At 74.5% G+C, this 21,875-nt stretch carries 24 protein-coding genes and 1 pseudogene; 12 read left to right on the top strand and 13 right to left on the bottom strand.

What is annotated here, in order from left to right:
• The first annotated feature begins 37 nt into the window (after positions 1-37).
• Together ACZ60X_RS32620 and ACZ60X_RS32615 are read left to right on the top strand one after the other, a co-directional pair.
• Entirely contained in the window at positions 38-499 is a 462-nt protein-coding gene (locus ACZ60X_RS32620) for a hypothetical protein (RefSeq protein WP_469606226.1), read from the top strand.
• A complete protein-coding gene (locus tag ACZ60X_RS32615) occupies positions 496-1,434 on the top strand; it encodes an NADP-dependent oxidoreductase (protein WP_469606224.1) in 939 nt (312 codons plus the stop codon). Before ACZ60X_RS32620 ends, ACZ60X_RS32615 begins: the two co-directional genes overlap by 4 nt.
• 284 nt (positions 1,435-1,718) lie before the next feature.
• On the opposite strand, the gene ACZ60X_RS32610 is transcribed toward ACZ60X_RS32615, so the two are convergent.
• From ACZ60X_RS32610 to ACZ60X_RS32600, 3 genes are all read right to left on the bottom strand, one after another.
• The gene (locus ACZ60X_RS32610) at positions 1,719-2,888 is read right to left on the bottom strand and encodes an MAB_1171c family putative transporter (protein ID WP_469606222.1); all 1,170 of its coding nucleotides are present in this window, start codon (positions 2,886-2,888) and stop codon (positions 1,719-1,721) included.
• Positions 2,885-3,415: a hypothetical protein gene (locus ACZ60X_RS32605; RefSeq protein WP_469606220.1), complete on the bottom strand. Its 531-nt coding sequence runs from the start codon at positions 3,413-3,415 to the stop codon at positions 2,885-2,887. Before ACZ60X_RS32605 ends, ACZ60X_RS32610 begins: the two co-directional genes overlap by 4 nt.
• A gap of 129 nt (positions 3,416-3,544) precedes the next feature.
• On the bottom strand, positions 3,545-4,432 hold the full coding sequence (locus tag ACZ60X_RS32600) for a LysR family transcriptional regulator (RefSeq protein ID WP_469606390.1): 888 nt from the start codon (positions 4,430-4,432) through the stop codon (positions 3,545-3,547).
• Positions 4,433-4,510: 78 nt separating this feature from the next.
• On the opposite strand from ACZ60X_RS32600, the gene ACZ60X_RS32595 reads away from it, so the two are divergent.
• Entirely contained in the window at positions 4,511-5,608 is a 1,098-nt protein-coding gene (locus ACZ60X_RS32595; RefSeq protein ID WP_469606217.1) for an EamA family transporter, read from the top strand.
• Positions 5,499-6,185, top strand: coding sequence for an NAD(P)-dependent oxidoreductase (locus ACZ60X_RS32590; RefSeq protein ID WP_469606215.1), 687 nt, complete (start codon positions 5,499-5,501; stop codon positions 6,183-6,185). Before ACZ60X_RS32595 ends, ACZ60X_RS32590 begins: the two co-directional genes overlap by 110 nt.
• Positions 6,186-6,454: 269 nt before the next feature.
• Here the strand turns inward: ACZ60X_RS32590 and ACZ60X_RS32585 are convergent, their stop codons facing one another.
• From ACZ60X_RS32585 to ACZ60X_RS32560, 6 genes are all read right to left on the bottom strand, one after another.
• A complete protein-coding gene (locus tag ACZ60X_RS32585; protein WP_469606212.1) occupies positions 6,455-7,660 on the bottom strand; it encodes an SPFH domain-containing protein in 1,206 nt (401 codons plus the stop codon).
• Positions 7,661-7,671: 11 nt separating this feature from the next.
• Positions 7,672-7,923: a hypothetical protein gene (locus ACZ60X_RS32580; RefSeq protein WP_469606209.1), complete on the bottom strand. Its 252-nt coding sequence runs from the start codon at positions 7,921-7,923 to the stop codon at positions 7,672-7,674.
• 226 nt (positions 7,924-8,149) lie between these two features.
• Positions 8,150-8,587 (bottom strand): hypothetical protein, encoded by a 438-nt coding sequence (locus ACZ60X_RS32575; protein WP_469606206.1) that lies wholly within the window; start codon positions 8,585-8,587, stop codon positions 8,150-8,152.
• Positions 8,545-8,970, bottom strand: coding sequence for a hypothetical protein (locus ACZ60X_RS32570; protein WP_469606203.1), 426 nt, complete (start codon positions 8,968-8,970; stop codon positions 8,545-8,547). Before ACZ60X_RS32570 ends, ACZ60X_RS32575 begins: the two co-directional genes overlap by 43 nt.
• Positions 8,967-9,278 (bottom strand): PadR family transcriptional regulator, encoded by a 312-nt coding sequence (locus ACZ60X_RS32565; protein WP_469606201.1) that lies wholly within the window; start codon positions 9,276-9,278, stop codon positions 8,967-8,969. The genes ACZ60X_RS32570 and ACZ60X_RS32565 overlap by 4 nt, the downstream gene beginning before the upstream one ends.
• A gap of 73 nt (positions 9,279-9,351) precedes the next feature.
• Positions 9,352-9,765 (bottom strand): ArsR/SmtB family transcription factor, encoded by a 414-nt coding sequence (locus ACZ60X_RS32560; RefSeq protein WP_469606198.1) that lies wholly within the window; start codon positions 9,763-9,765, stop codon positions 9,352-9,354.
• A gap of 114 nt (positions 9,766-9,879) precedes the next feature.
• Between ACZ60X_RS32560 and ACZ60X_RS32555 the strand changes: the two genes are divergently transcribed.
• Positions 9,880-11,904: a heavy metal translocating P-type ATPase gene (locus tag ACZ60X_RS32555; protein WP_469606196.1), complete on the top strand. Its 2,025-nt coding sequence runs from the start codon at positions 9,880-9,882 to the stop codon at positions 11,902-11,904.
• Entirely contained in the window at positions 11,901-12,338 is a 438-nt protein-coding gene (locus ACZ60X_RS32550) for a (2Fe-2S) ferredoxin domain-containing protein (protein ID WP_469606193.1), read from the top strand. The genes ACZ60X_RS32555 and ACZ60X_RS32550 overlap by 4 nt, the downstream gene beginning before the upstream one ends.
• A gap of 801 nt (positions 12,339-13,139) precedes the next feature.
• Here the strand turns inward: ACZ60X_RS32550 and ACZ60X_RS32545 are convergent.
• From ACZ60X_RS32545 to ACZ60X_RS32535, 3 genes are all read right to left on the bottom strand, one after another.
• Entirely contained in the window at positions 13,140-13,763 is a 624-nt protein-coding gene (locus ACZ60X_RS32545) for a phosphatase PAP2 family protein (protein WP_469606191.1), read from the bottom strand.
• 133 nt (positions 13,764-13,896) lie between these two features.
• Entirely contained in the window at positions 13,897-14,850 is a 954-nt protein-coding gene (locus ACZ60X_RS32540; protein WP_469606188.1) for a M56 family metallopeptidase, read from the bottom strand.
• Positions 14,851-14,867: 17 nt separating this feature from the next.
• Positions 14,868-15,257, bottom strand: coding sequence for a BlaI/MecI/CopY family transcriptional regulator (locus ACZ60X_RS32535; RefSeq protein WP_469606186.1), 390 nt, complete (start codon positions 15,255-15,257; stop codon positions 14,868-14,870).
• Positions 15,258-15,533: 276 nt separating this feature from the next.
• Here ACZ60X_RS32535 and crcB (ACZ60X_RS32530) point away from each other — a divergent pair, with 276 nt between their 5' ends.
• From crcB (ACZ60X_RS32530) to ACZ60X_RS32505, 6 genes and pseudogenes are all read left to right on the top strand, one after another.
• On the top strand, positions 15,534-16,019 hold the full coding sequence (crcB, locus tag ACZ60X_RS32530; RefSeq protein ID WP_469606183.1) for a fluoride efflux transporter CrcB: 486 nt from the start codon (positions 15,534-15,536) through the stop codon (positions 16,017-16,019).
• A 124-nt stretch (positions 16,020-16,143) separates the two neighbouring features.
• On the top strand, positions 16,144-16,518 hold the full coding sequence (gene crcB, locus ACZ60X_RS32525; RefSeq protein ID WP_469606180.1) for a fluoride efflux transporter CrcB: 375 nt from the start codon (positions 16,144-16,146) through the stop codon (positions 16,516-16,518).
• Positions 16,509-17,750 (top strand): MFS transporter, encoded by a 1,242-nt coding sequence (locus ACZ60X_RS32520; RefSeq protein ID WP_469606177.1) that lies wholly within the window; start codon positions 16,509-16,511, stop codon positions 17,748-17,750. Before crcB (ACZ60X_RS32525) ends, ACZ60X_RS32520 begins: the two co-directional genes overlap by 10 nt.
• Before the next feature lie 341 nt (positions 17,751-18,091).
• Complete coding sequence (locus tag ACZ60X_RS32515; RefSeq protein ID WP_469606175.1) at positions 18,092-19,525, top strand: alkaline phosphatase family protein; 1,434 nt, start codon at positions 18,092-18,094, stop codon at positions 19,523-19,525.
• Between the two features lie 37 nt (positions 19,526-19,562).
• On the top strand, positions 19,563-20,192 hold the full coding sequence (locus ACZ60X_RS32510; protein WP_469606172.1) for a hypothetical protein: 630 nt from the start codon (positions 19,563-19,565) through the stop codon (positions 20,190-20,192).
• Positions 20,193-20,650: 458 nt separating this feature from the next.
• A pseudogene (locus tag ACZ60X_RS32505) lies at positions 20,651-20,773 on the top strand (LmrA/YxaF family transcription factor); the annotation flags it as partial.
• 152 nt (positions 20,774-20,925) lie between these two features.
• Here the strand turns inward: ACZ60X_RS32505 and ACZ60X_RS32500 are convergent.
• Positions 20,926-21,363 carry a hypothetical protein gene (locus tag ACZ60X_RS32500; RefSeq protein ID WP_003974483.1) on the bottom strand — a complete coding sequence of 146 codons (438 nt, stop codon included), beginning with the start codon at positions 21,361-21,363 and terminating at the stop codon, positions 20,926-20,928.
• Between the last annotated feature and the right edge of the window lie 512 nt (positions 21,364-21,875).

Genomic DNA, 21,875 nt, shown 5'->3' with positions numbered 1-21,875 from the left:
CACCCGACCCGAGTCGACGCAGCCCAGGGAGTCGGAGATGGCCACGCTGGCGGAACGCCTCAACGCCTGGTTCGCGGACGCGGCCACCACGGACGCCGTGGGCCGCCGCCGCGAGCCCTCCACCGCCGAGGTCGCCCAGGCGATCTCCGAGGACCCGTCGCACGACGTGACCATCTCCCGGAGCTATCTCGCCGCGCTGCGCAACGGCTCGCAGACCAACCCCACGATCAGCGTGCTCGCGGCGATCGTGCAGTACTTCCGCGCCCGTCCGATGACGCTCCCGGTCTCGGTGGGCGCACTCATCAACGAGGAGACGGCGGAGGCCGCCGACGACCCGGCCTGGGCGTCCGCGCTCGCCGACCGGCAGGTCCGCTCGATCGCGATGCGGGCCGGCGGGATGACCCCGGAGATGCGCGAGCAGCTGCTGTCGATCATGGACGCGCTGGACGCCCCGAGGCCGTCCGCGCCGAGCCCGGAAGGACGGGACACCGACCGATGAAGGCCGTGGGGATCACCCGCACCGGCGGCCCGGAGGTGCTCGGCCTCCTGGACCTGCCCGAACCGGACACCGAGGGACCGGACGGGGATGGCCCGGAGGCGGCCGGGCTCGTCATCCGGGTGGCGGCCGCCGCCGTCAACCCCGTGGACCTCGCGACCCGTTCGGGCCTCATCCCCACCGCGCTCCCGGCCGTCCTCGGCTGGGACCTGGCCGGCACGGTCGCCCACGCGCCGCGGGGTTCCGGCTTCGCCCCCGGCGACCGGGTCATGGCGATGACCGCCCCGCTCGGCACCGGCGTCGGCAGTATGGCGGAGTACGTCCGCTTCGACCCCGCCTTCGTCGTCCGCGTCCCCGACTCCCTCGGCCTCACCGACGCCGCCGCTCTGCCGCTGGCCGGCGTCACCGCCGTCCAGGCGCTGCGCCGCACGCCCGAGCGGGCCGGTCGCCGGGTGCTGCTCGTCGGTGCCCAGGGCAGCGTCGGCGGACAGCTCGCGCCGCGCCTGCTGGACGAGCCGGAGACCCGCACCGACCTCCTGGTCCGCCCCGGTGACGCCGCGACCTGGCGGGAGCTGCGCGCCGGCCGCCCCGGCGAGGGCGCGGTGCTGACGGAGCCGGCGGGCGTCGGGACCAAGGCGTACGACGTCGTCGTGGACGCGGGCGGCGCCCCCGACCTGATCGACGCGGTGCGCCCGGGCGGCGCGTTCGTCACCCTCACTCCCTTCAGCGCCCCCGACCCGGCCCGGCGTCCGGACGTGGAGTTCGTCCTCCACGGCGTGGAGCTGAACCGCGACGACCTCGCCGAGGTGGCCGACCGCGCGGCCCGCGACGCCGGTCTGCGGCAGCGGACGACCGTTCTCTCCTTTGCGGAAGCACACGAAGCGCACCGGCGGCTGGAGGCCGGTGGGTTCCGGGGGAAGTTCGTGCTGGTCCCCTAGCCCGCCGAGGCCCCGGGGCCCGCGGCAGGCCAACCGCTTGCGCCCCCGCGACGACACCGGCTGCAACGGCCGGACCGGTCATGCGAAGACACCGCCTAGTGCCCGGGCAGGCAGCGTTCGCCCCGTCGCGACGCCCGGCACGCTCCCCCGCTGCGCGGGAGGTGCCCCCACTCGCCGCACCGGCCGGAAGCCCACGTACGCCCAGTACGAGGACTTCTGGCCGGCCCGCCGACAGCACGCACCGGACGCCGCTCCTTGACGGGCAAACGTTGCCTGCCGGGGCACTAGTTCCGGGATGCGCGCAGTGTCCTCAGTGCCCGGGAGATCTCTATCAGGCCCAGCAGGTCGCTCTCGTAGTCGTCCGAGGCGTCCCGGGGGCCCGGTATGAACAGGGCGTTCGCCGTCGGTGCCGCGCTGTCCAGCGGCCGTTCCCCGTACAGGCGCAGGGCGCGGTCGATGACGCGCGCCGCCGCGCCCGGCTGCCTGGGCAGGGCCGCCACCGCGGCGACCGGCAACTCGTCGGCGGCGATCCGCAGATACGGGCCCAGCCGGGTCAGCCCGTCCCGGCACTCGACGTAACGCCGGTACGTCGCCGACGAGTAGTCCGCGACCGACAGCAACGGGCGCCCGGCGAGCGGCCGTTGGTCCAGGACCAGCTCGGGGTACAGGGCCACCAGGCGCCGCCACAGCTCCTCAAGCCCGTGGAACTGCGCCCGGTGGTCGAGCCGGTCGCGGACCAGCTGCCACACCCCCACGAAGAACGGCAGGCTCAGCCCGGCGCACACCACGATGGTGTCGGCGACGCCGAAGGCGAAGTCGTCCGCGTACGTCACCGGCGTCCCGGGCGCGCGCAGTGCGGGCACGTTGACCCACAGCACGCGGTAGACGCAGCTCAGGGCCAGCCCGACCAGGCCGGCGGAGATGACCGCCAGGGACCACCGGCGCAGCGGATGCCCCGTGCGGGCGTGCCGCCAGGCGAGCAGCGCGCAGGCGGCGTATCCGCAGAAGAGGAAGACGTTGCCGAGGTCGTAGAACACCCGCACGCGCCAGTCGGCGAGGAAGACGCCGGTCAGCGAGTGGTTGCGGAGCCGGGGCGGCAGCAGGGCGGTCATCGCCAGCATGCCCGCCAGGCACCCCGCACACAGCAGCACCTCCCACGAGCGTGCGGCCGTACGGCGGTCGATCGGGCGCTCCCGCAGGAACGAGACCATGAGGCAGAGTCCGACCAGGACCATCGCGTTGTACGTGCACTTGGCGACGCCGGGCGCCGTGTGCCGGTCCACGAGGGCGATCAGGGCGGGCTGTGCCAGCAGGTTGCCCATCCCCATCAGGAACAGCGACAGGCACAGGTGCAGCCGCATGGGGTCGCGGAACCGGCGTCGGACGAGCGCGGGCAGGGTCCACAGGGTGCCCGCCAGCAGCGTGACGACGGCGACGCAGTCGAACGCCCTCACGTCAGCCCGTCGGTCGGGACCAGGCTGTTGTAGACGGTCGGCCGCCAGGGCTCGTCGATGCCGTAGCGCCGGGCGCGGCGACCCAGCAGGATCGCCTGCCGCATGATCGTGGAGGCGATGACCTCGGCGTCCCGCTCGTCCCGGTCCGAGTAACAGGTGCGCAGCTTCGTCCCGTCGGGTCGCTCGCCCGCGAGGTCGTACGCGACGATGTGCCCCACCTCGTGCAGGATGATGTGCGCCTGGTGGGCCCGGGTGGTGTGGGACTGGTAGACGATCGCGTCCTCGTGCGGGCGTGAGATCAGCATGCCGAACGGCCCGTCGACCGGCAGCTCCCAGGCCATCAGCCGGATCGGGGTGCCGCGGAACTCGCCGAGCCGTTCGCACAGGATCCCCGGGTCGAGCGGCACGGGCAGTTCGAGCCGCCGCATCAGCTGACGGCTGTGCGCGCGCAGGTGCGCGTCGCGGAGCCGGCCCTGGCGTGAGTCCGGGAACCGGCGAAAGACGTTCCGAACCTGCCTGCTCAGCATTCATTCCCCCGAGTTCGTGCCTGTAGGCCACAGTCAATTTACGTCAGCAAGTGGTGAGACCGCAGATCATGGTGGTGAACGTCATGAGGCTGTAACGCGGTGTGACATGTGGCGTGCCGCCGCTCCGGTTCAGCCCGGGCGGACGCCGAGGACGTCGAGCATGGCGCGGGTGGCCGGGCTGGGGTTGAAGCGGCTCCACGCCAGGTACTCCAGCCGGCGCGGCCCGTCCACCACCGGGACGAGGGCCAGCCCGGGGTCGTCGGCGGCGAGCGGGCGGATGAACGCCGACGGCAGCAGCGCGACGCCGAGCCCCCGCCCGATCAGCCGGGTGATCAGCTCCACGACCCCCGCCTCGTACGCCACGTCGCGCACGAGCCCGGCGGCGGCGAACGCCCGGTCCGACGGTGCCCGGCCGGGCGTCCCGGCCACGAAGTCCACGAACGTCTCCCCGGCGATCTGCGCCAGCGTCACCCGGGGCGCCGCCGCCAGCCGGTGCCCGGCCGGCACCACCAGCACGTGCTCGTCGTGATCGAGGACGACCGTCTCCACCCCGGCCGGCCGCTCGCCCTCCGGCAGGCCCAGGAACGCGATGTCCAGCTCACCGGAGCGGACCGCGGCCGCCAGGTCGTCGCTGCGCCCGGAGCGCAGGGCCACCTGGACGTCCGGGTGCCGGGCGCGGTAGCGCTGCAGCAGCTCCGGTACGTCGACGGCGGCCGTCGTCACGATCACGCCGACGGCGAGCCGCCCGCGCACCACCCCGGTCGCGGCGGCCGCGTCCGCCACCGCCCGGTCGGCGGCGGCCAGGCACTCGCGCGCCCCGGCGAGGAACGCCGCGCCCGCGCTGGTCAGTTCGACCCGGCGGCTGGAGCGAGCGAACAGCCGCACCCCCAACTCCCGCTCCAGCGCGGCGATCCGGTGGCTGAGCGAGGACTGCACCACCTCGCAGCGCTCGGCGGCGCGGGTGAAGTTGAGGGTGTCGGCGACGGCGACGACGTACCGGAGCTGCTGGAGGTCCATGGATCGATGGTTTCCGTTCATGGCTGCGATGGCAACCATGCTTTGGAGGCATGGCCGCTGCCTGGCGACACTTCCGGCATGGACCCCCTGACCTCCCCGCCCCGGCACCGGGCGCGGGCGGCCACCGTCGCCCTGACCGCCCTCGCCCCCGCCTCCTGGGGCACCACGTACGCCGTGACCACGCGGCTTCTGCCGCCCGGGCACCCGCTGTTCGCCGGGCTGATGCGCGCCCTGCCCGCGGGCCTGATCGCGCTGGCCCTCACCCGGGTGCTGCCCCGCGGGCGGTGGTGGGGGCGGACGGCGGCCCTCGGTGCCCTCAACATCGGCGCGATGCCCCTGCTGTTCGTGGCCGCCGAACGGCTCCCCGGCGGCGTCGCGGCCACCCTCGGCGCCGCCCAGCCCCTGCTGGCCGCCGCCGTCGGCGCGGCACTGCTGCACGAGCGGCCCACCCTGTGGCGGCTGGCCTGGGGGGTGCTCGGGGTGCTCGGTGTGGGGCTCGTCGTGCTCGGGCCGAGCGCCCGGCTGGACGCCGTCGGCGTGCTGGCCGGCCTCGGGCACGCGGCGACCATGGCGTGCGGGGTCGTCCTGACCAAGCGCTGGGGCCGTCCCCCCGGGGTGAGCCCGCTGGCCCTGACGGGCTGGCAGCTGACCGCCGGGGGACTGCTGATGCTGCCCCTCACGCTCGGCGTCGAGGGGGTGCCCGGGCGGATCGACGCGGGCGCCGCGGGCGGCTACCTGTGGCTCGGCAGCATGGGCGGGCTGATCGCGTACACGCTGTGGTTCCGCGGGATCGGCCGTCTCCCGGTCGCCGCGAGCGCCCCGCTGGTGCTGCTGTCCCCGCTGGTCGCGACCGTCATCGGACTGGCCCGGGGGGAGACCCTGAACCTGCCCCAGACCCTGGGCTTCGCCCTGTCCCTGGCCGCGCTGCTGGCCGCCCAACTCGGGCCCGGGGAGCGGGAGAAGAAGAGCGCGGCGCAGACGGACGCGCCGCGGAGGCACGTGGCGCGCACGTGCGTCACGCAGACGTACGGGACGGAAGAGGAGAGCTGTGATGACGACGCGGTGCATGACGATCGCCGTGCTGGGCGCTACCGGGATGGTCGGCGCGCGGGTGGTGACCGAGGCGAGGGCGCGCGGGCACCGGGTGCTGGCGCTGTCGCGGAAACCGGCGAGTGACGAACAGGCCGGCGAGCGCGGCGCCGGGGGGTCGGGTGACGCGGACGTGACGCCGGTCGCGGTCGACGTGGGCGAGCCGGACGCCGTGCGCCAGGCGCTGGAGGACGGCGCCCCCGACGCCGTCGTCCTGAGCGTGCGGACCTTCCCGGCCGACCGGGAGTTCCTGGTCGGCGCCACCCGGACGGTGCTGGACGCCGCCGCCCGGCTCGGCATCCGGGTCCTCGTGGTCGGCGGGGCCGGCGCCCTGCGCAGCCCCGGCGACCCGGCGCTGCCGGTCGCCGAGAACCCCCGCTACGTTCCGGCGGAACACCGTGCGGTGGCCGCTGCCGGGATCGCCCAGCTGGACGCCTGCCGGGCCCACGCCGGCGCCGACTGGGTCTATCTGAGCCCGCCCGCCCTGCTGGCGCCCGGCGAGCGCACCGGCCGCTACCGGCGGGGTACCGACACCCTGCTGACCGGCGCCGACGGACGGTCGTACGTCAGCGCCGAGGACCTGGCCGCGGCGGTGCTGGACGAGCTGGAAACCCCCGGCGCCGACCGGCACTTCACGGTCGTGGAGGACGCGGGGCACCCCTAGGGGGGCGTTTGGATCGGGCCGGCCGGGACGAACGGTGCGGCCCGGCGGACCCGGGCGGGGCCCGGCGCGTGCCGCCCCGACAGGCGACGCTCGCCCCGTCGCGACGCCCGGCGCCTCCCCCGCCGCGCGGGAGGCGCCCCCACCCGCCGCACCGGCCGAAGGCCCAACGTACGGCCCCGTACGAGGACTTCCCCTGCGGAGGCGGCCGGCACGCCGACAGCACGCGCCGGACGCCGCTGCTGGACGGGCGAATTCTGCCCGCCGGAGCACTAGTCGACGTCGACCGGACCGTCGTCGCCCGTCCCGCGTCCCTTGCCGGCGCGCAGCTGGAGCAGACCGCTGGGGTTGGTGTTCTCCGGCCGGCCGCGGTCGCGGTCACCGTCCCGGTCCTTGTCCTGGCCGTTCAGGTTCTGGCGGACCGAGTCGAGGATCGTCAGGCCCTGGGAGACCAGGCCGGCGGCGATCTCGCCGAGGCCGTCGGCGCCGTTGAGCACGTTGACGTTGGCGCCCGCGAGGCCGCCCGCGGCCTCCTTCACGATCTGCGGGAGCTGGTCGATGAGCATCCGGTCCAGCGCGACCCGGTCGTAGGAGGCCGCCGCCTCCGCCTGGATCTTCATGCGCTGGGCCTCGGCGGAGGCGAGGATGCGGACCCGCTCGGCCTCGGCCTCGGCGGGCTTGACGACCTCGGCCACCAGCTGCTGCTGGCGCAACTGGGCCTGGCGCTGGGCCAGTTCGGTCTGCGCGTCCAGCACCTCCTGCTGGGCGTGGGCCTGCGCCAGCGGTCCGGCCTGTGCGGCCTGGGCCTGGGCGCGGTCCACCTCGGCGGAGTACTCGGCCTTGACGATGGCGGTCTGCCGGGCGTACTCGGCCTGCTTGCGGGCCGCCTCCTGCTCCGCCTCGACCGCCGCCTGGGTGGCCTGCGCCTGGGCGATCTGGGCCTGGCGCTGGATGGCCGCCTTGTGCGGGGCGGACATCGCGGCGATGTAGCCGGTGTCGCCGTCGTCGATCGACTGGATCTGGAGCGAGTCGACGATGAGGCCGATCTTCGCCATCTCCACCTTCGAGGTGTCGAGTACCTCGGCGGCGAGCTTCTGCCGCTCGGTGACGATCTCCTCGACCGTCATCGAGCCGATGATGGCCCGCAGGTGGCCGGCGAAGATCCGGCCGGTCAGCACCGACATCTGCTCCTGGTCGGAGAGGAAGCGCTGACCGGCGTTGATGATGCTCTCGTGGTCGTTGCCGACCTTGAAGGCGATGACCGCGCGGACGTGCAGCGAGATGCCCTGCTTGGTCACGCAGGTCTCGGTGACCTCCGCCTCACACATCGACAGGGTGAGGAAGCGGACCTTCCGAAAGATCGGGAGCACGAACTTGCCGTGGCCCGTGACCACGCGGAACGGAGCGCCCCCCAGTCCCCGCCTGCCGCCCGAGATCAGCATCGCCTCGTCGGGAGCGGGAACGCGGTATCCGAACATGCCTGTACTCCTCAGCTTGCGCCCGGGGTGTCTCCGCCGAGCGCGTCCAATGGATCCACCCACTCGATGACGCCGACCTCACGGGAGCCCCGTGATTCGATCACGAGGACCGTGGCGCCCGCGGGCAGGGGATTGTCGGACCAGGCGAGGAAGGTCTCGGAGCCGCCTCTGACCCGGACCAGGACCTCGCCGGGACCGGCGGATCCGCGGGTCCCGATGAGCACCTTCCCCGTCCGGCCGATCACGGCCTCGTCCTGCGGCATAACCGGCCGTCCTCCTCGTTCCTGGCCCCAGGATTCCGACGATAGTCCTCGTCCGGCCGGTTCCCAACGGGCAGGAGGGCGCGGCGTACCGGGAGGTGCGCGACGACCGGTGGGTGGCGGTCTGCGGGTGGCGGGGGGCGGTGGGAGGCGGGCGGTGGTTCGGCGTGGAGGGGCGGGCCGCGGTGTGCGGGGCGGTGGTTCCGCGGGTCGGGAAGGGGGCGCTGCTCTAGCGGAACTGTCGCCGGGGGCGGGGGCGGTGCGGCCCCTCACGCCCGGCGGTGGCGCGTCGGCGCAGGTCGCGGCCGGTGCCGAGGGCCGTGGCGGCGAGGAGGCCGAGTACGAGGCTCTCGGTGACGGGAACCGGGCCACCGCCCGCGGTGCGGGCGGTGGCGAGGAGGTTCTGGCCCGCTGCGAGAGCCAGGTCCGTCCCGATGAGCAGCAGGGCCGTGGACAGCCGCCGGGCCGAGGGCAGGGCCGAGATCCGGGCGACGCGGGCGACGAGGACGCACAGGCGCAGTGCGATGAAGCCGAGCGTGAGCCAGTAGGACAGCACCAGGACGGCGTCGGTGAGGCCGGAGGGCCGGGCGGGTACGGCGCCGCTCCAGGCAGGCAGACACAGTGTCAGACCCGTGACGGCCGGGGCCGCCGGGGTGCGGACGGCCACGCCGGCCAGGCGGCGCAGCGCCACGGCGTGCGGCGGGGGCAGTGGCGCGGCGAGGGCGAGACCGAGCACCAGCGGGACGTGCCACAGGCCGGCGGCGGGTCGGTGTGGGCGTCGACGGCCAGCGCGGCGGACGGCTCGAACGAGCGGAGCGCCAGCGCGCTGACCGCGGCCAGTGCGAACAGCGCGACCGTCATGACACGGCGGGTCTGCCCGGCGAACGTCTCGGGCCAGTCCCCGGGGTGGAACCACAGCCGCACCGCCCCCGCGACGGTGTCGGGCCGGCACCGCGGTCCCGACGCGGCCACCTCGCTGCGGATCTCCGCGCCCCAGCGCTCGCGTACGGCCGGCGGGTAGAGCCCGGCCAGCAACGTGGCCGCGCTCATGCCGGGCCGGCCCCGAGCGCGCGCAGCCCGGCCGCGGAGATCCGGGCCATCTGCTGGAGTTCGGCGCGCAGTTGGTCGCGGCCGGCGTCGGTGATCCGCATGGTGCGGTGCCGCTCCCGCGCCTCGCCCGCCTCGTCCGCGGGCCGGATCAACTCCCGCGCCTCCAGCCGGGACAGCGCGCCGTAGAGGCTGCCGGGGCCGAGCCGGCGGCCGGTCAGTTCCTCGATGGCGGTGTTGATGGCGTATCCGTGCCGCGGTCCGTCCGCGAGGACGGTGAGTACGAGCATCTGGGCGTCGTTGCTGTGCATGCGTCGTCTCCTTGCCTCGGAGCCGCCACGTTACGACGCTCGATACTACTTGTCACGTAGTACGAGACGCGAACTACGCCATCTCGGCCTCGGTCTCGTCCTCGCCCCCCGCCGCCCCCGGCGTCCGCGAGGCGGGGGTGTCGGTGAGGCCGAGGCGCAGGTGCTCGACGTGGTAGAGGGCCTGGTCGAGCAGTTCGGCGACATGGTGGTCGTACAGGGCGTAGACGACGGAGCGGCCCTTGCGGGTGCCGGTGACCAGGCCGAGGTTGCGCAGCAGGCGGAGCTGGTGGGAGCAGGCGGACTGCTCCATGCCGACCTCGGCGGCGAGTTCGGTGGCGGGCAGCGGGCCCTCCCGCAGCCGGGCGAGGATCAGCAGCCGGGAGGGGGTGGCCAGCGCCTGGAGCGTGGTGGCGACCTTCGTGGCGCTGTCGGCGTCCAGGCGGGTGCGCGGGACGGTGTCGGCGGGGGTGGCTGCTCCATGGCCCATGCGGTCATGCTACCGAGATGTATACATGAAGGCTTCTTCATGTGTTCCTGTATGGTGGGGGCGTCGGACCGGACCGAAGGTCGCGTCCCCGAGGAATCCCAAGGAATCCGCCGTATGTCCTCCACCCTCATCCGCCCGGCCGCCACCGGCACCGCCGAAGACGTGGTGGCGCCCCGGCGCCGCACCCGGATCCTCGCCCTGCCGGAGGCCCGGTGGGCCGCCGCGGCCCTGGTGCTGTTCCTGCTCGCGCTGCCGCTGTACCTGACCGGGGCGCCGGCCTGGACGTGGGGCCCGCTGTTCGCGCTCACGTACGCCACCGGCGGCTGGGAGCCCGGCTGGGCGGGCCTGCGGGCGCTGCGCGAGAAGACGCTGGACGTGGACCTGCTCATGGTCGTCGCCGCGCTCGGGGCGGCGGCGGTCGGGCAGGTGCTCGACGGCGCGCTGCTGATCGTCATCTTCGCCACCTCCGGCGCCCTGGAGGCCGTCGCCACCGCCCGCACCGCCGACTCCGTGCGCGGCCTGCTCGACCTGGCCCCCGCCACCGCCACCCGGCTCAGCGACGACGGCACCGAGGAGACCGTCCCCGGTGACCGGCTGCGCGTGGGCGACGTGATCCTGGTCCGGCCCGGCGAGCGGATCGGCGCCGACGGCCGGGTCCTGGCCGGCGCGAGCGAGGTGGACCAGGCCACCATCACCGGCGAGCCGCTGCCGGTGGCGAAGGAGCCCGGGGACGAGGTGTTCGCCGGCACCCTGAACGGCACCGGCGCGCTGCGGGTGAAGGTCGAGCGCGACCCGGCGGACTCGGTGATCGCCCGGATCGTGGCCATGGTGGAGGAAGCCTCCGAGACCAAGGCGCCCACCCAGCTGTTCATCGAGAAGGTCGAACAGCGCTACTCCCTCGGCATGGTGGCGGCGACCGTCGCGCTCTTCGCGCTGCCGCTCGTCCTCGGTGCCGCGCTGCGGCCGACGCTGCTGCGGGCCATGACCTTCATGATCGTCGCCTCGCCGTGCGCGGTGGTGCTGGCCACCATGCCGCCGCTGCTGGCCGCGATCGCGGGCGCCGGCCGCCACGGCGTGCTGGTGAAGTCGGCCGTGGTGATGGAGCGCCTCGGGCAGGCCGACGCGGTGGCGCTGGACAAGACCGGCACCCTCACCGAGGGCACCCCGAGGGTGACGGACGTGCGCCCGTCGGCGGGCTCCGGGCTGAGCGAGACGGAGGTGCTGCGGTTCGCGGCGGCGGCCGAGCACCCCAGCGAGCATCCGCTGGCCCGCGCCGTCGTGGCCGCCGCCCGCGCCCGGGGGCTGGACATCCCGCTGGTGGACGACTTCGGCTCCGCCCCCGGCACGGGCGTGACCGCCACGGTCGACGGCAGGGCGGTCGCGGTCGGCAGCCCGGCCCGGCTCCTCTCCCGCCGGACCGAGCCGGCCGCCGCCGAGGCGGAGGGGCGGGACACGCAGGAGCGGGAGGCGGCGCGGCTGGACGCGGAGGTGGAGGCGCTGGAGGCGGAGGGGCGTACCGCCGTGCTCGTCACCCTCGACGGCGTCCCGGTGGGCGTGCTCGGGATCGCCGACCGGCTCCGGCCGGACGCCGTCGCCACCGTCACCGCGCTGACCGCCCTCACCGGCACCGCGCCGGTCCTGGTCACCGGGGACAACCCGCGCGCCGCGGCCCGCCTGGCCGGCGAGGTCGGCATCACCGACGTCCGCGCGGGCCTGCTGCCCCAGGACAAGGTCGCCGCGGTACGGGAGCTGGAGCGGGCCGGGCGCAAGGTGCTGGTGGTCGGTGACGGCGTCAACGACGCGCCCGCGCTCGCCGCCGCGCACACCGGTGTCGCCATGGGCCGGGCCGGCTCGGACCTCGCCCTGGAGACCGCCGACGCCGTCGTCGTCCGCGACGAACTGGCCACGGTCCCGGCCGTCGTCGCCCTGTCCCGGCGGGCGCGGCGCCTGGTGGTGCAGAACCTCGTCATCGCCGCCGTGTTCATCACCGGCCTGGTCGTGTGGGACCTCGCCGGCACCCTGCCGCTGCCGCTCGGTGTCGCCGGGCACGAGGGTTCGACGGTCGTCGTCGGCCTCAACGGCCTGCGGCTGCTGGCGGATTCCGCGTGGCGTCGGGCCGGTGCGGAGTACGGCCGGTGAGCCGCCGTACCCGCAAGGCGGGCCGGGCCGCGGCGCAGGGTGGGACGGAGCGGGGGGCGGGGACGGGCGGGGGGCGGTGCACGGTCACCGTCTGCCGTGGCTGCTGCTGCGGCACCCCGAAGGTGCCCGGCGTGGACCACGCCGCCCAACTCGCCGCTCTGCGCGCCTCGTTGGGGGAGGCGGCGAGCGTGCGGCCCACCACCTGCCTGGACACCTGCGAGCACGCCAACGTCATCGTCGTCCAGCCGTCGGCCGAGGGCCGCAGGGCCGGCGGCCGGCCGGTCTGGCTCGGCCTGGTCAACGACCCCGACGCCACCGGCGACATCACGGCCTGGATCCGCGCCGGCGGCCCCGGCCTCGCCGACCCGCCCGCCATCCTCGACCTGTACACCTTCACCCCGTCCCGCCGCGTCCGCCGCACGATGGGCGACTGACGCCCGCGGGGGCCGGGCCGACCGGCGTCGAGGCCTTCGCCCGCGGCGTCTGAGGCCAGGGCGGGGGAGTGGGCGGAGGCAGTCGGGGCGGGCCCCTCCGCGCGGTTGCCGCCCGGACGGGAACGGGTTTCCTTGCCACCACCAGCGCCGCAGCGGTCCGGGCGGCCTGGGGCGTGGTCGCCGGTGTTCGGTCCGGGTGGTCTTCGTGGTGGGCGCTGGAAGGCGCGTGCGGACCGCGTCGTGTTGCTGTTGTGGTTGGGGCTGGTCTGCCTCGCGGGGGCCGGCGCGGTCGGGATGGACTTTGCCGTTGGGGTCGTGGCTGGTCTCCGTCGCAGGCGACGCGGTGTCGGATGGTGGACTTCGGCGCGGCCGTCGTAGTGCCCGAGCCGTTTCGGTGGCCGCCGTTGGGGTCGTGGCTGGTCTCCGTCGCAGGCGACGCGGTGTCGGATGGTGGACTTCGGCGCGGCCGTCGTAGTGCCCGAGCCGATTCCGTGGCCGCCGTTGGGGTCTGGGCTGGCCTCCGTCGCGGGGGCCGACGCCTTCCGGCTGGCCTCCGTCGCGCGCGCCGACCCGGCCCAGGCGGTCTCCGTCGTGGCCGCCGTTGCGGTCCGAGCTGGCCTCCGCCGTGGCCGCCGGAGCTGCCCAGGCGGCCCCGGCGGCGGTGTCGGCGTCGGTCGGGTGGCCTTCGCGTCGTCGGTCCCGGTGTCGGCGTCGGTCGAGTGGCCTTCGCGTCGTCGGTCCCGGTGTCGGCGACGGTCAAGCGGCTTCCGGCCCCCTTGGTGCGGGCGTGTGGCCGGAGGTCTACGCCGTGAGCAGGGGCTGGAGGGCGCCGGTGGAGCGCAGGCGGGAGACCAGGGGGTGGAGCAGGGCGCGCAGGGCCAGGGCGGCGACGAGGGCGACGGGTGCGGCGATGACGATCGCGCCGAGGACGTCGTGCGGGTAGTGGTCGCCGACGTAGACGCGGGTGAAGCCCTCCAGGACCGTGCAGACGGCGGCGATGGCGGCGAGCCGGCGATCGAGGAGGAACAGGGCCGCGGCGGTGGCGGCGGCCGTGGTGGTGTGGCCGCTGGGGAAGGCGTAATCGGTGGGCGCGGGGCAGCTGTTGACGAAGTAGTCGTGCGGCAGCGCACGGCAGGGGCGGGCCTCCGCGACCAGCTTCTTGATCACCTCGGTGACGGCGAAGGCGACCACGACGGCCACCGGTGCGGCCAGCGCCGTGGCCATGGCGGCGGCGTCGCGCCGGCGGGCCCGCCACCAGCCCATCACCATCAGCACGGCGAACACGCCCAGGCCGAGATTGGTCGCCAGCGCGATCGGGGTGTTGAGCCAGGGGGTGTCGCGGGCGAAGTCGGTGACCGACGTGAACAGCGAGCCGTCGATGCCGGAGCCGTCGAAGGCGAGCTGGGCGGTGGTGTGAGGGGTCATCGGGCGTGGTCTTTCGAGCAGGCGGAGACCGCGGGAACACCGGGGTGTGGCCGGATGAACGGAGGGTATCATCTACACGCGTGTAAATGATCACGGGGTCTCGCGGCGTTGACGCGCGGGCCGCCGTCGCGCGCTACCCGGCGCCGATCGTCTCCAGCAGCCGGTGCAGGTCGTGCGCCGCCTCGGCGCTCGACCAGGTCGCCGTGAGCAGCACCGCCAGCGTGGCGGCCACCAGGAGCGGGCGCCGGCCGGGCGGCGGGGCGAGCAGCGCGGCGACGCGGCGCGGCACCGGACCGGCCGCGGCCATGGGATCGCGGCGCCGGCCCACGCGGCCGAGGAGGCCGAGGGCCGCGTCGGAGAGCCGGGAGCGTACCGGGTTCGCGTGCGCGGCGAGGGCCGCCTTGCCGATCGCCCGGGCGACCCGGGTGCGGTCCCCCGTGGCGCGGGCCGCGTTCTCGTCGGCCCAGCGCTCGGTGGTGAAGGCGACCGCCGTGGCGAGCGGGCGCAGCAGCGGGTTGGCGGCGGCGGCGAACTGGGTGAGGGCGACGAACGCGTAGTGGTGCGCGCTCAGATGCGCGCGTTCATGGGCGAGCAGGACGTCGTGCTCGGCCTCGTCGAGGGTGTGCAGCATGCCGGTGGAGACCACGACCCGGCCGGGCAGCCCTGGCAGCGCGAACGCGTCCGGCGCCGGATCGTCGACGACCACCAGCCCGTCCCGCGCCGGCATGCAGGCCGCGTCCAGCGCGGCGGCGGCCAGCGACCGGGCCCGGCGCCACAGCGTCCGTACGGCCATGACGACCGCCACGCCGAGCAGCAGCCCGGCGAGCAGCGCGACGGACAGCTCGGTCGGGTCGTTCTGCCGGGCCGTGCCCACCGACCAGTGGCCGAGCGCGGCGAGCAGCGGGATCCGGGTCAGCCCGGTGACGGCCAGCAGCCCCAGCGAGAGGGTGCTCGCCACGGCCAGTACCAGCGAGGACGCGGTGAGCAGCCAGGTCGCGAGCCGTGGCTCGCAGTGCCGTGACAGCCGCGCGGCTCCCAGGGGCGCGAGCAGCGGCAGGAGCAGCGGAAGATAGACGAGAACGCGCATCCCGGACCCGGCCCCGCTCAGCGACCGGTGCCGGATCGGGGGTCGAGCAGCTGCCGCAGCAACTCCGCGTCCGTGTCGGACAGGCCGTCGGCGAAGCGGGCCAGCACCGCCTCCCGGTCGGGGCGCTCCTCCAGGACCGTGCGCATCCGGCGGGCGGCGAACCCGGCGTCGTCGGTCGCGGGCGCGTAGGCGTAGGCCCGGCCGCGCCGGGTGCGGGTCAGGATCTGCTTGGTGTGCATACGGGTCAGGATCGTCACCACGCTGCTGTACGCCAGCTCTCCGCCGAGGAGTCCGGCGACCTCGCCCGGCGTCAGCGCCTGCCCGGACCGCTGGAGCAGGGCGAGGATCTCGGCCTCGCGCACGCCGTTGGCCAGCTTGGCCCCCCGGTCCTGTGCACCACCGTTCATCAGCTCCGCGTCCCTCGCTCGCCGTCCGCCGCCACCCGACGGAACCCGCTGCCCGCCGCCACGGCGAACTTTTACGGGCGTGTAAATGCCGCTGTCCCCCGAGTGTGCCATCCCGCGTCCCCGTGCTCTAACCTGGCACAGGCCGCGATCCGGCGATCGCGGCGCGGCGGTGGGGCTCGCCGTACCCGAACCGCGGCACGGGTGCCGCCAACAGTCCCTACTTGCGATGGTGCGCGCCCGCATGTCCGCGGGCCCCGGCGAGTAGGAGACACCGACATGACAGCCCCGAACCCCGGCGTGACGGCCGAGCCCACGGACCCCGGCGTCGATCCGCGCGTGCCCGCTCGGCGGCGCCCGCGGCCCTGGCGGGCGCAGGCGCCGATCGTGGCGGTGGTGGCGGCCGGCGGGGCGATCGGGGCGTCGGCCCGGTACGGGGCCTCGCTGCTGTGGCCGGTCGCGGCGGGCGGCTTCCCGTGGACGACGCTGTGCGTCAACACGCTGGGCTGTGCGGTCATCGGCGTCTTCATGGTGCTGATCACCGACGTGTGGGCGGCGCACCGGCTGGTGCGGCCGTTCTTCGGAACCGGTGTCCTGGGCGGCTTCACGACGTTCTCGACCTACGCGGTGGACATCCAGAAGCTGGTCGGCGGCGGTCACCCCCGGACCGCGCTCGCGTATCTGGCCGCGACGCTGTGCGCGGCGCTGGCGGCGGTGTGGCTCGCGGCGACGGCGACGCGCCGCCTGGTGGCAGGCAGGCGGTGATGACACGGCTCTCGCCGGTGAAGATCGTCAGGCGCGGGGCCCCGCCCGTCACTCGACGACCGTGAGGCCGTCGGGTACGACGGGAAGGAGGCCATCCGGTACGACGGAAGAAGGAGAAGAAGGCGTGAACTGGCTGCTGGTGGTCGTCGGGGCCATGGTCGGCGCGCCGCTGCGGTATCTGACCGACCGCGCGGTGCAGAAGCGGCACGACACGGTCTTCCCCTGGGGCACCTTCACCGTGAACGTGGCCGGCTGCCTGATCCTGGGCCTGCTCTCCGGCGCCGCGGCCGCCGGGGCCGCCTCCTCGCACGTCCAGCTGCTGCTCGGCACCGGCCTGTGCGGGGCGCTGACGACGTACTCGACGTTCTCGTACGAGACGCTGCGGCTGGCGGAGGGCGGGGCCAGGTTCTTCGCCGCGGCCAACGTCGTCGCCGGCGTGGTCGCGGGCCTGGGGGCGGCCTTCGTCGGCGTGTCGGTCGCGGAGGCGCTGTGGGCGTGAACCCGGCGGCCCCGCAGGAGCAGGAGCCGCGGCGGCCGCCGGCGCGGATGGGGCCGTGGCGGTTCGTGGTCTGGTTCGGCACGGTCAGCCTGCTCGCGGACGTCGTGTACGAGGGCGCCCGCTCGATCACCGGCCCGCTGCTGGCCTCACTGGGGGCGTCCGCCCTGGTCGTCGGCGTGGTCACCGGTGCCGGTGAGGCGGCGGCACTCGGGCTGCGGCTGGTCTCCGGCCCGCTGGCCGACCGCACCCGGCGCTTCTGGGGCCTGGCGATCGCCGGGTACGCGCTGACCGTCGTCTCCGTACCGCTGCTGGGCGTGGCCGGGGTGCTGTGGGCCGCGTGCGCGCTGGTGGTCGCCGAGCGCGTCGGCAAGGCGGTGCGCTCACCCGCGAAGGACACCCTGCTCTCGCACGCGACCGCCGCGACCGGACGGGGCCGCGGCTTCGCCGTCCACGAGGCCCTGGACCAGATCGGCGCCCTGGCCGGGCCGCTGCTGGTGGCGGGCGTGCTCGCGCTGACCGGCGACGACTACGGCCCCGCCCTCGGCGTCCTCGCCGCCCCCGGCGTCGCCGTCCTGCTGCTGCTCTTCTGGCTGCGGGCGCGGGTGCCGGATCCGGAAGGCTACGAACGCGAGGTGCTGGCCTCGGCGCCCGCCCGGCCGTCGGCGCCGCCGGACGGCCGGCTGCCGCGGGCGTTCTGGACGTACGCCGCGTTCACGGCGGCCACCACGACCGGGTTCGCGACCTTCGGCCTGCTCTCCTACCACCTGGTCGAGCGCCGTCTGCTGACCGCCGCGTGGGTGCCGGTGCTGTACGCCGGGGCGATGGCGGTGGACGCCGTCGCCGCGCTCGCCACCGGCTGGCTCTACGACCGGATCGGCCCGCGCGTCCTGGTCGCCCTGCCGGCGCTGACCGCGGCCGTGGCGGCGCTGGCCTTCACCGACACGGTCGCGGTCGCCGTCGCCGGATCGCTGGTGTGGGGCGCGGCCATGGGCATCCAGGAGTCCACGCTGCGCGCGACCGTCGCCGACCTCGTCCCCAGCGGACGGCGGGCGACCGCGTACGGCCTGTTCGCCGGCGTGGTCGGCGCGGCGAGCCTGGCCGGCGGCGCGCTGCTCGGCGGTCTGTACGGCTACTCGATCCCCCTGCTGATCACGGTCGTCGTCGCCGTCCAGGTCCTGGCCGTGGCACTGCTGGCCGCCACGCGGCCCCGGGCGGGCGGCGCCCCGGCCTGAGCGCTCCGCCGGAAGTGCCCGCGCCATGCCGCCGGCCGGCCGCGGGTCCGCCCCCCGGCTGGTCGCGCCCACGCGGCGGAGCCGCGTATGGGCACGGCCCCGCGCCCCTCCGGGGCGCTGGCGAAGCGCACCGGACTTCGCCGGAGCGGCCAGGAGCCGCGGCCCTCTTTGCCGTATCCGGGGACTTCTTGACGAACCGACAACTCCCCGTACCGCCACTGTTCCCCGGCGGGACGCCGGGAGTTGGCGGCGGAGTCGGGACGTGTGTCGCCTGTGGGTGGACAGTGCCCCGGGCGGCGGGGGAGGTCTTCGCCGCGCGTTGCCTTCGACGAGGGAGCGACATGGCAGGGTTCATACGCGGGCGCAGACAGTGGCGCTTTGCGGCGGGGGCGGCGGTCGTGGGCGCGATCGCCGCGGTCACACTGGCACCGGCCTCGGCATCGGCCCATGAGCGGCACCACCCCACGGCCCACAGGATCGGCCACGTGTGGACGATCATCCTGGAGAACAAGTCGTACGAGGCCACCTTCACCGGCCTCAACCAGAACAGCTATCTGTGGAAGACGCTCCCGTCCTACGGCGAGCTGCTCACCCAGTACTACGGCACGGGCCACTACAGCCTGGACAACTACATCAGCCTGGTGTCCGGCCAGGCCCCGGCTCCGGACAACCAGGACGACTGTCCGCGGTACACGAACGTCTCCCCGGGCACCCCGGCCGCCGACGGCCAGGTCAACGCCACCACGGGCTGTGTCTACCCGTCCTCGGTGAAGACCCTGTTCAACCAGCTCGACGCGAAGAAGATCCCGTGGAAGGTGTACGCCCAGGACATGGGCAACACCCCCACCCGCGAGAACGCCTACCGCTGCGGCATCCCCGGCGACCCCTCGGGTGCCGGTGTGCCGGACCCGGGCGGCGCGACCCCGCAGGACCAGTACGTGCCCAAGCACAACCCGGCGCCCTGGTTCCACGCGCTGATCGACCACCCCGGGGACTGCGCCAGGGTCGCCCCCCTCGACGGCCTCCCCGCCACGGCCGGACACGCGGCCGTCTCCAGCCTGACCCAGGACCTGAAGAGCGAGAAGACCACGCCGCACTTCTCCTGGATCAGCCCGAACAACTGCTCCGACGCGCACGACGCCACCTGCAAGGGCGACAACCTCTCCGGCGACCCGAACAACCACCAGGGCGGGCTGTACGCCTCGGACCGGTTCCTGGAGAAGGTCGTGCCCCAGATCATGGCCTCGCCGGCGTACCAGCACGACGGCATGATCCAGATCATCTTCGACGAGGCCTTCCCGCCCTACAAGATGTACGGCAACTCCGTCGCCGACTACGCCGGCAACACCGACACCTCGCTCAACACCCCCACCGACACGGCCCAGTCGGTCGTGGCGTGCTGCAACGAGCTGCCCGGCCCGAACACCACGCAGCCCGGTGACCAGGCGTTCGGCCAGGACACCACCCCGGGCGGCGGCATCACCGGCGCGGTGTTCCTCTCCCGCTACATCAAGCCGGGCTCCGTCAGCGAGCAGCCCTACAACCACTACTCGTGGCTGCGCAGCATGGAGGACCTGTTCGGCGTCCGCAGCGGCGGCACCGACGGTCACGGCCACCTCGGCTACGCGGCCGCCGACGGCCTGCGCCCGTTCGGCGCGGACGTCTACAACAACCCCTCCGGCAAGGCCCTGCCGCCGGCGCCCTCGGGCAGTGTCGTCTACCCGGCCGTCGCCCGCATCGCCGACCCCGAGCACCCCGTCACCAAGAAACCGTGACCCGGGCAGCCAACCGCAAGGGAAAGACCTGCCGTCGATGACCACCGCACGCACCGCGGCACCACGCCGGGCCGGCCTTTGCCGGCCCGGCGCGTGGCGCACCCACCCGAAGACCGTCCTGGCCGCCCTCGCCTGCACCGGCCTCGCCCTGGCCCTGACCGGATGCGGTGGCGGCCACGCCACCGCGAAGGCGACCGACGACGCGGCGAACACCGTCAGGCGCCTGGGCGCCGTGCCGATCCCCGGCCCGCCGACCGCACAGGCCACCCCCACCGCCGGTGAGAAGCACCTCCAACTGCTGGCCATGGGCTACTCCGTGCACGCCCGACTCCCCGGCGCCGACGCCGTGGTGACCGCCGGCGGCCCGGCCGAGGACCCGATCGCCAAGCCCCACGGCGTCCCCGACCACGCCACCGGCACGATCACCGTCACCGTCCGCGAGGCCACCGGCCCGCTCACCCTGCACGCGGCCGACTTCACCTCGCGCGACGAGAACGGCAAGGCCGTCCCCCTCTCCGCCCACGGCCCCGCGACCGTCACGGCCGGCCCCGGCCGGCCCGCGACCCTGACCCTCTCCGGCACCTACGAGGCCGGCGCCGCCGAACTCACCTGGCGCCACGACGACAGGACCATCGCCGTCTGGGACTTCACCATCGAACTCGACTGACCCCGCCCCTCCTCAGCCGATCCGCCAGGGCCGCAGCCTCTCGGATCGCGCACCGCCCGGACGCGCCTGATCCGGTCGCCCGCGATCTCGAACGCGTCCGCTGACGGCGCACTCCACGAACGTCCTACGGCCGCCCGTCATGTGTGCTGGATCCGTTCTGGTCGGAGCAGTCGGTTGTGGCGGCGGCAGCGGTCAGGCAGTGGCAGGGCGCGGTTCGCCGTGGAAGACCCTGGCGGGACACGCAGTTCGTCGCCGAGGCGGGTGGTGGCCGCCTTTCGGCGTTCCATCTCCGGTGTGCCGGTGTGCCGGTGTGCCGGCGCGTCGGTGAGGGACGTGTGCATCGGGCATCTTGGTGTGCTGGGGCGGTCAGCCGTCTGCTCGTACGAAGACCGGCTTCAGATGCTTTTCCGGGAGGGCGCTCGCAGGTCGTCCCAGTCGATGACGTGCTCGAGCGGATCACGCTCGTCGTGGCGGCCGTCGAGGGCACGGTCGCCCTGTGCCGGGCCAAACGCAGCACCGAGCCGCTCGACCGCACCGCCGAGCAATCGCAGGCACTCATCGCTGGCGCGATCAAGCGCTGACGCCCGCGCGGGAGGGGGCGCGGCCGAGTCGCGAGACCTGGGTCAGGCACCGAGCGCGGCCCGGACGGCCTTGGTCCTCTCCTCGGTGAACACGCCGCTGTCCAGGAGGGAGATGACTCCGAAACCCCGGCCCCACCCCACGAGACCCCAGCTCAGGGCCAAACCAGGCAGTACGGCTGATGCCCCGCCTCATGCAGCCGGTGGCTGAAGTCCTGCCACTCGTGCAGCAGCTGATACACATTGAACGCGTCCCGCGGGCCGCCGCGGTCCGGGACCGTGGACCAGATGAAGGCCGCCGCGCCGACCGCTTCCTCGCCGATGCCGCGCAGGGGGTCGACGACGGTCATGGGGAGTTTGACGACGGCGTAGTCGGGGTGCAGGACGACCAGTTCGAGCGGTGGCACCTTGTGCAGGGGGACGCCCTCGATGCCGGTCAGGACCATCGCGGCCATCGTCTCCGGCTTGATCTTGGTGAACATGCCGTTCATGCCCAGCTCGTCGCCGCCGAGTTCCTCGGGACGCATCGAGATGGGGACGCGGGCCGCGGTCGCGCCGTCCGGCGCGCCGAAGTATTTGTACGTCACCCCCACCCGACCACCATTCCTGCTCCCCGCCGCGAGGCGGTCGGCCCGGTGGTCGAGCCGGCGGTCGATCTGCCGCTCGTACCGCTCGGGCTCACCCGGTCCACCCTGTGTCTGACGTGCGTCGCTCTGCCGTGCCTCGGTCGTTTCCTCCGCGTCGCGCCGGTGCCTTCCCCGCCGGGCACGTCGAGGACCCAGGTCATCGGTCCCCTCGCCCAGTCCGCCACCGCGATGCATATCTCCACCCGACTGCTTTTCTAGGGCGCGTGGCCCCCGCCGTGCAACCCGATCATCGTGTCAGTGACCTCCCCCACGGCCGCCCGCCGAAACGTGCGGTGGAACAACAGCCATCGGGTTCTTACCGGCCCCTGAGCATCTTCCGATCATTACGTGCGTAAGAGCTGTGTGTATCAGGTCTCAGTCTCGCAGATGGCGGATCACGACGGGGGTGACGGCGGCGGCTGATCCCGAGGCGGGCCACGCCCCGCGCGCCCCGCGGCCTACCCTGGGGAGGTCACCCA

Source organism: Streptomyces sp. NPDC104106 (assembly GCF_055584345.1).
The sequence above is the reverse complement of the archived record's forward strand: the minus strand, read 5'-3'. Positions and strand labels throughout refer to the sequence as shown.

What these genes read in the sequence shown, in the direction of transcription:
- ACZ60X_RS32620 (WP_469606226.1), top strand. Translation starts at nt 38, where the DNA reads ATGGCCACGCTGGCGGAACGCCTCAACGCCTGGTTCGCGGACGCGGCC.
- ACZ60X_RS32615 (WP_469606224.1), top strand. Translation starts at nt 496, where the DNA reads ATGAAGGCCGTGGGGATCACCCGCACCGGCGGCCCGGAGGTGCTCGGC.
- ACZ60X_RS32605 (WP_469606220.1), bottom strand. Translation starts at nt 3,415, where the DNA reads ATGCTGAGCAGGCAGGTTCGGAACGTCTTTCGCCGGTTCCCGGACTCA.
- ACZ60X_RS32600 (WP_469606390.1), bottom strand. Translation starts at nt 4,432, where the DNA reads ATGGACCTCCAGCAGCTCCGGTACGTCGTCGCCGTCGCCGACACCCTC.
- ACZ60X_RS32595 (WP_469606217.1), top strand. Translation starts at nt 4,511, where the DNA reads ATGGACCCCCTGACCTCCCCGCCCCGGCACCGGGCGCGGGCGGCCACC.
- ACZ60X_RS32590 (WP_469606215.1), top strand. Translation starts at nt 5,499, where the DNA reads ATGACGATCGCCGTGCTGGGCGCTACCGGGATGGTCGGCGCGCGGGTG.
- ACZ60X_RS32585 (WP_469606212.1), bottom strand. Translation starts at nt 7,660, where the DNA reads ATGTTCGGATACCGCGTTCCCGCTCCCGACGAGGCGATGCTGATCTCG.
- ACZ60X_RS32580 (WP_469606209.1), bottom strand. Translation starts at nt 7,923, where the DNA reads ATGCCGCAGGACGAGGCCGTGATCGGCCGGACGGGGAAGGTGCTCATC.
- ACZ60X_RS32570 (WP_469606203.1), bottom strand. Translation starts at nt 8,970, where the DNA reads ATGAGCGCGGCCACGTTGCTGGCCGGGCTCTACCCGCCGGCCGTACGC.
- ACZ60X_RS32565 (WP_469606201.1), bottom strand. Translation starts at nt 9,278, where the DNA reads ATGCACAGCAACGACGCCCAGATGCTCGTACTCACCGTCCTCGCGGAC.
- ACZ60X_RS32560 (WP_469606198.1), bottom strand. Translation starts at nt 9,765, where the DNA reads ATGGGCCATGGAGCAGCCACCCCCGCCGACACCGTCCCGCGCACCCGC.
- ACZ60X_RS32555 (WP_469606196.1), top strand. Translation starts at nt 9,880, where the DNA reads ATGTCCTCCACCCTCATCCGCCCGGCCGCCACCGGCACCGCCGAAGAC.
- ACZ60X_RS32545 (WP_469606191.1), bottom strand. Translation starts at nt 13,763, where the DNA reads ATGACCCCTCACACCACCGCCCAGCTCGCCTTCGACGGCTCCGGCATC.
- ACZ60X_RS32540 (WP_469606188.1), bottom strand. Translation starts at nt 14,850, where the DNA reads ATGCGCGTTCTCGTCTATCTTCCGCTGCTCCTGCCGCTGCTCGCGCCC.
- ACZ60X_RS32535 (WP_469606186.1), bottom strand. Translation starts at nt 15,257, where the DNA reads ATGAACGGTGGTGCACAGGACCGGGGGGCCAAGCTGGCCAACGGCGTG.
- crcB (WP_469606183.1), top strand. Translation starts at nt 15,534, where the DNA reads ATGACAGCCCCGAACCCCGGCGTGACGGCCGAGCCCACGGACCCCGGC.
- ACZ60X_RS32515 (WP_469606175.1), top strand. Translation starts at nt 18,092, where the DNA reads ATGGCAGGGTTCATACGCGGGCGCAGACAGTGGCGCTTTGCGGCGGGG.
- ACZ60X_RS32510 (WP_469606172.1), top strand. Translation starts at nt 19,563, where the DNA reads ATGACCACCGCACGCACCGCGGCACCACGCCGGGCCGGCCTTTGCCGG.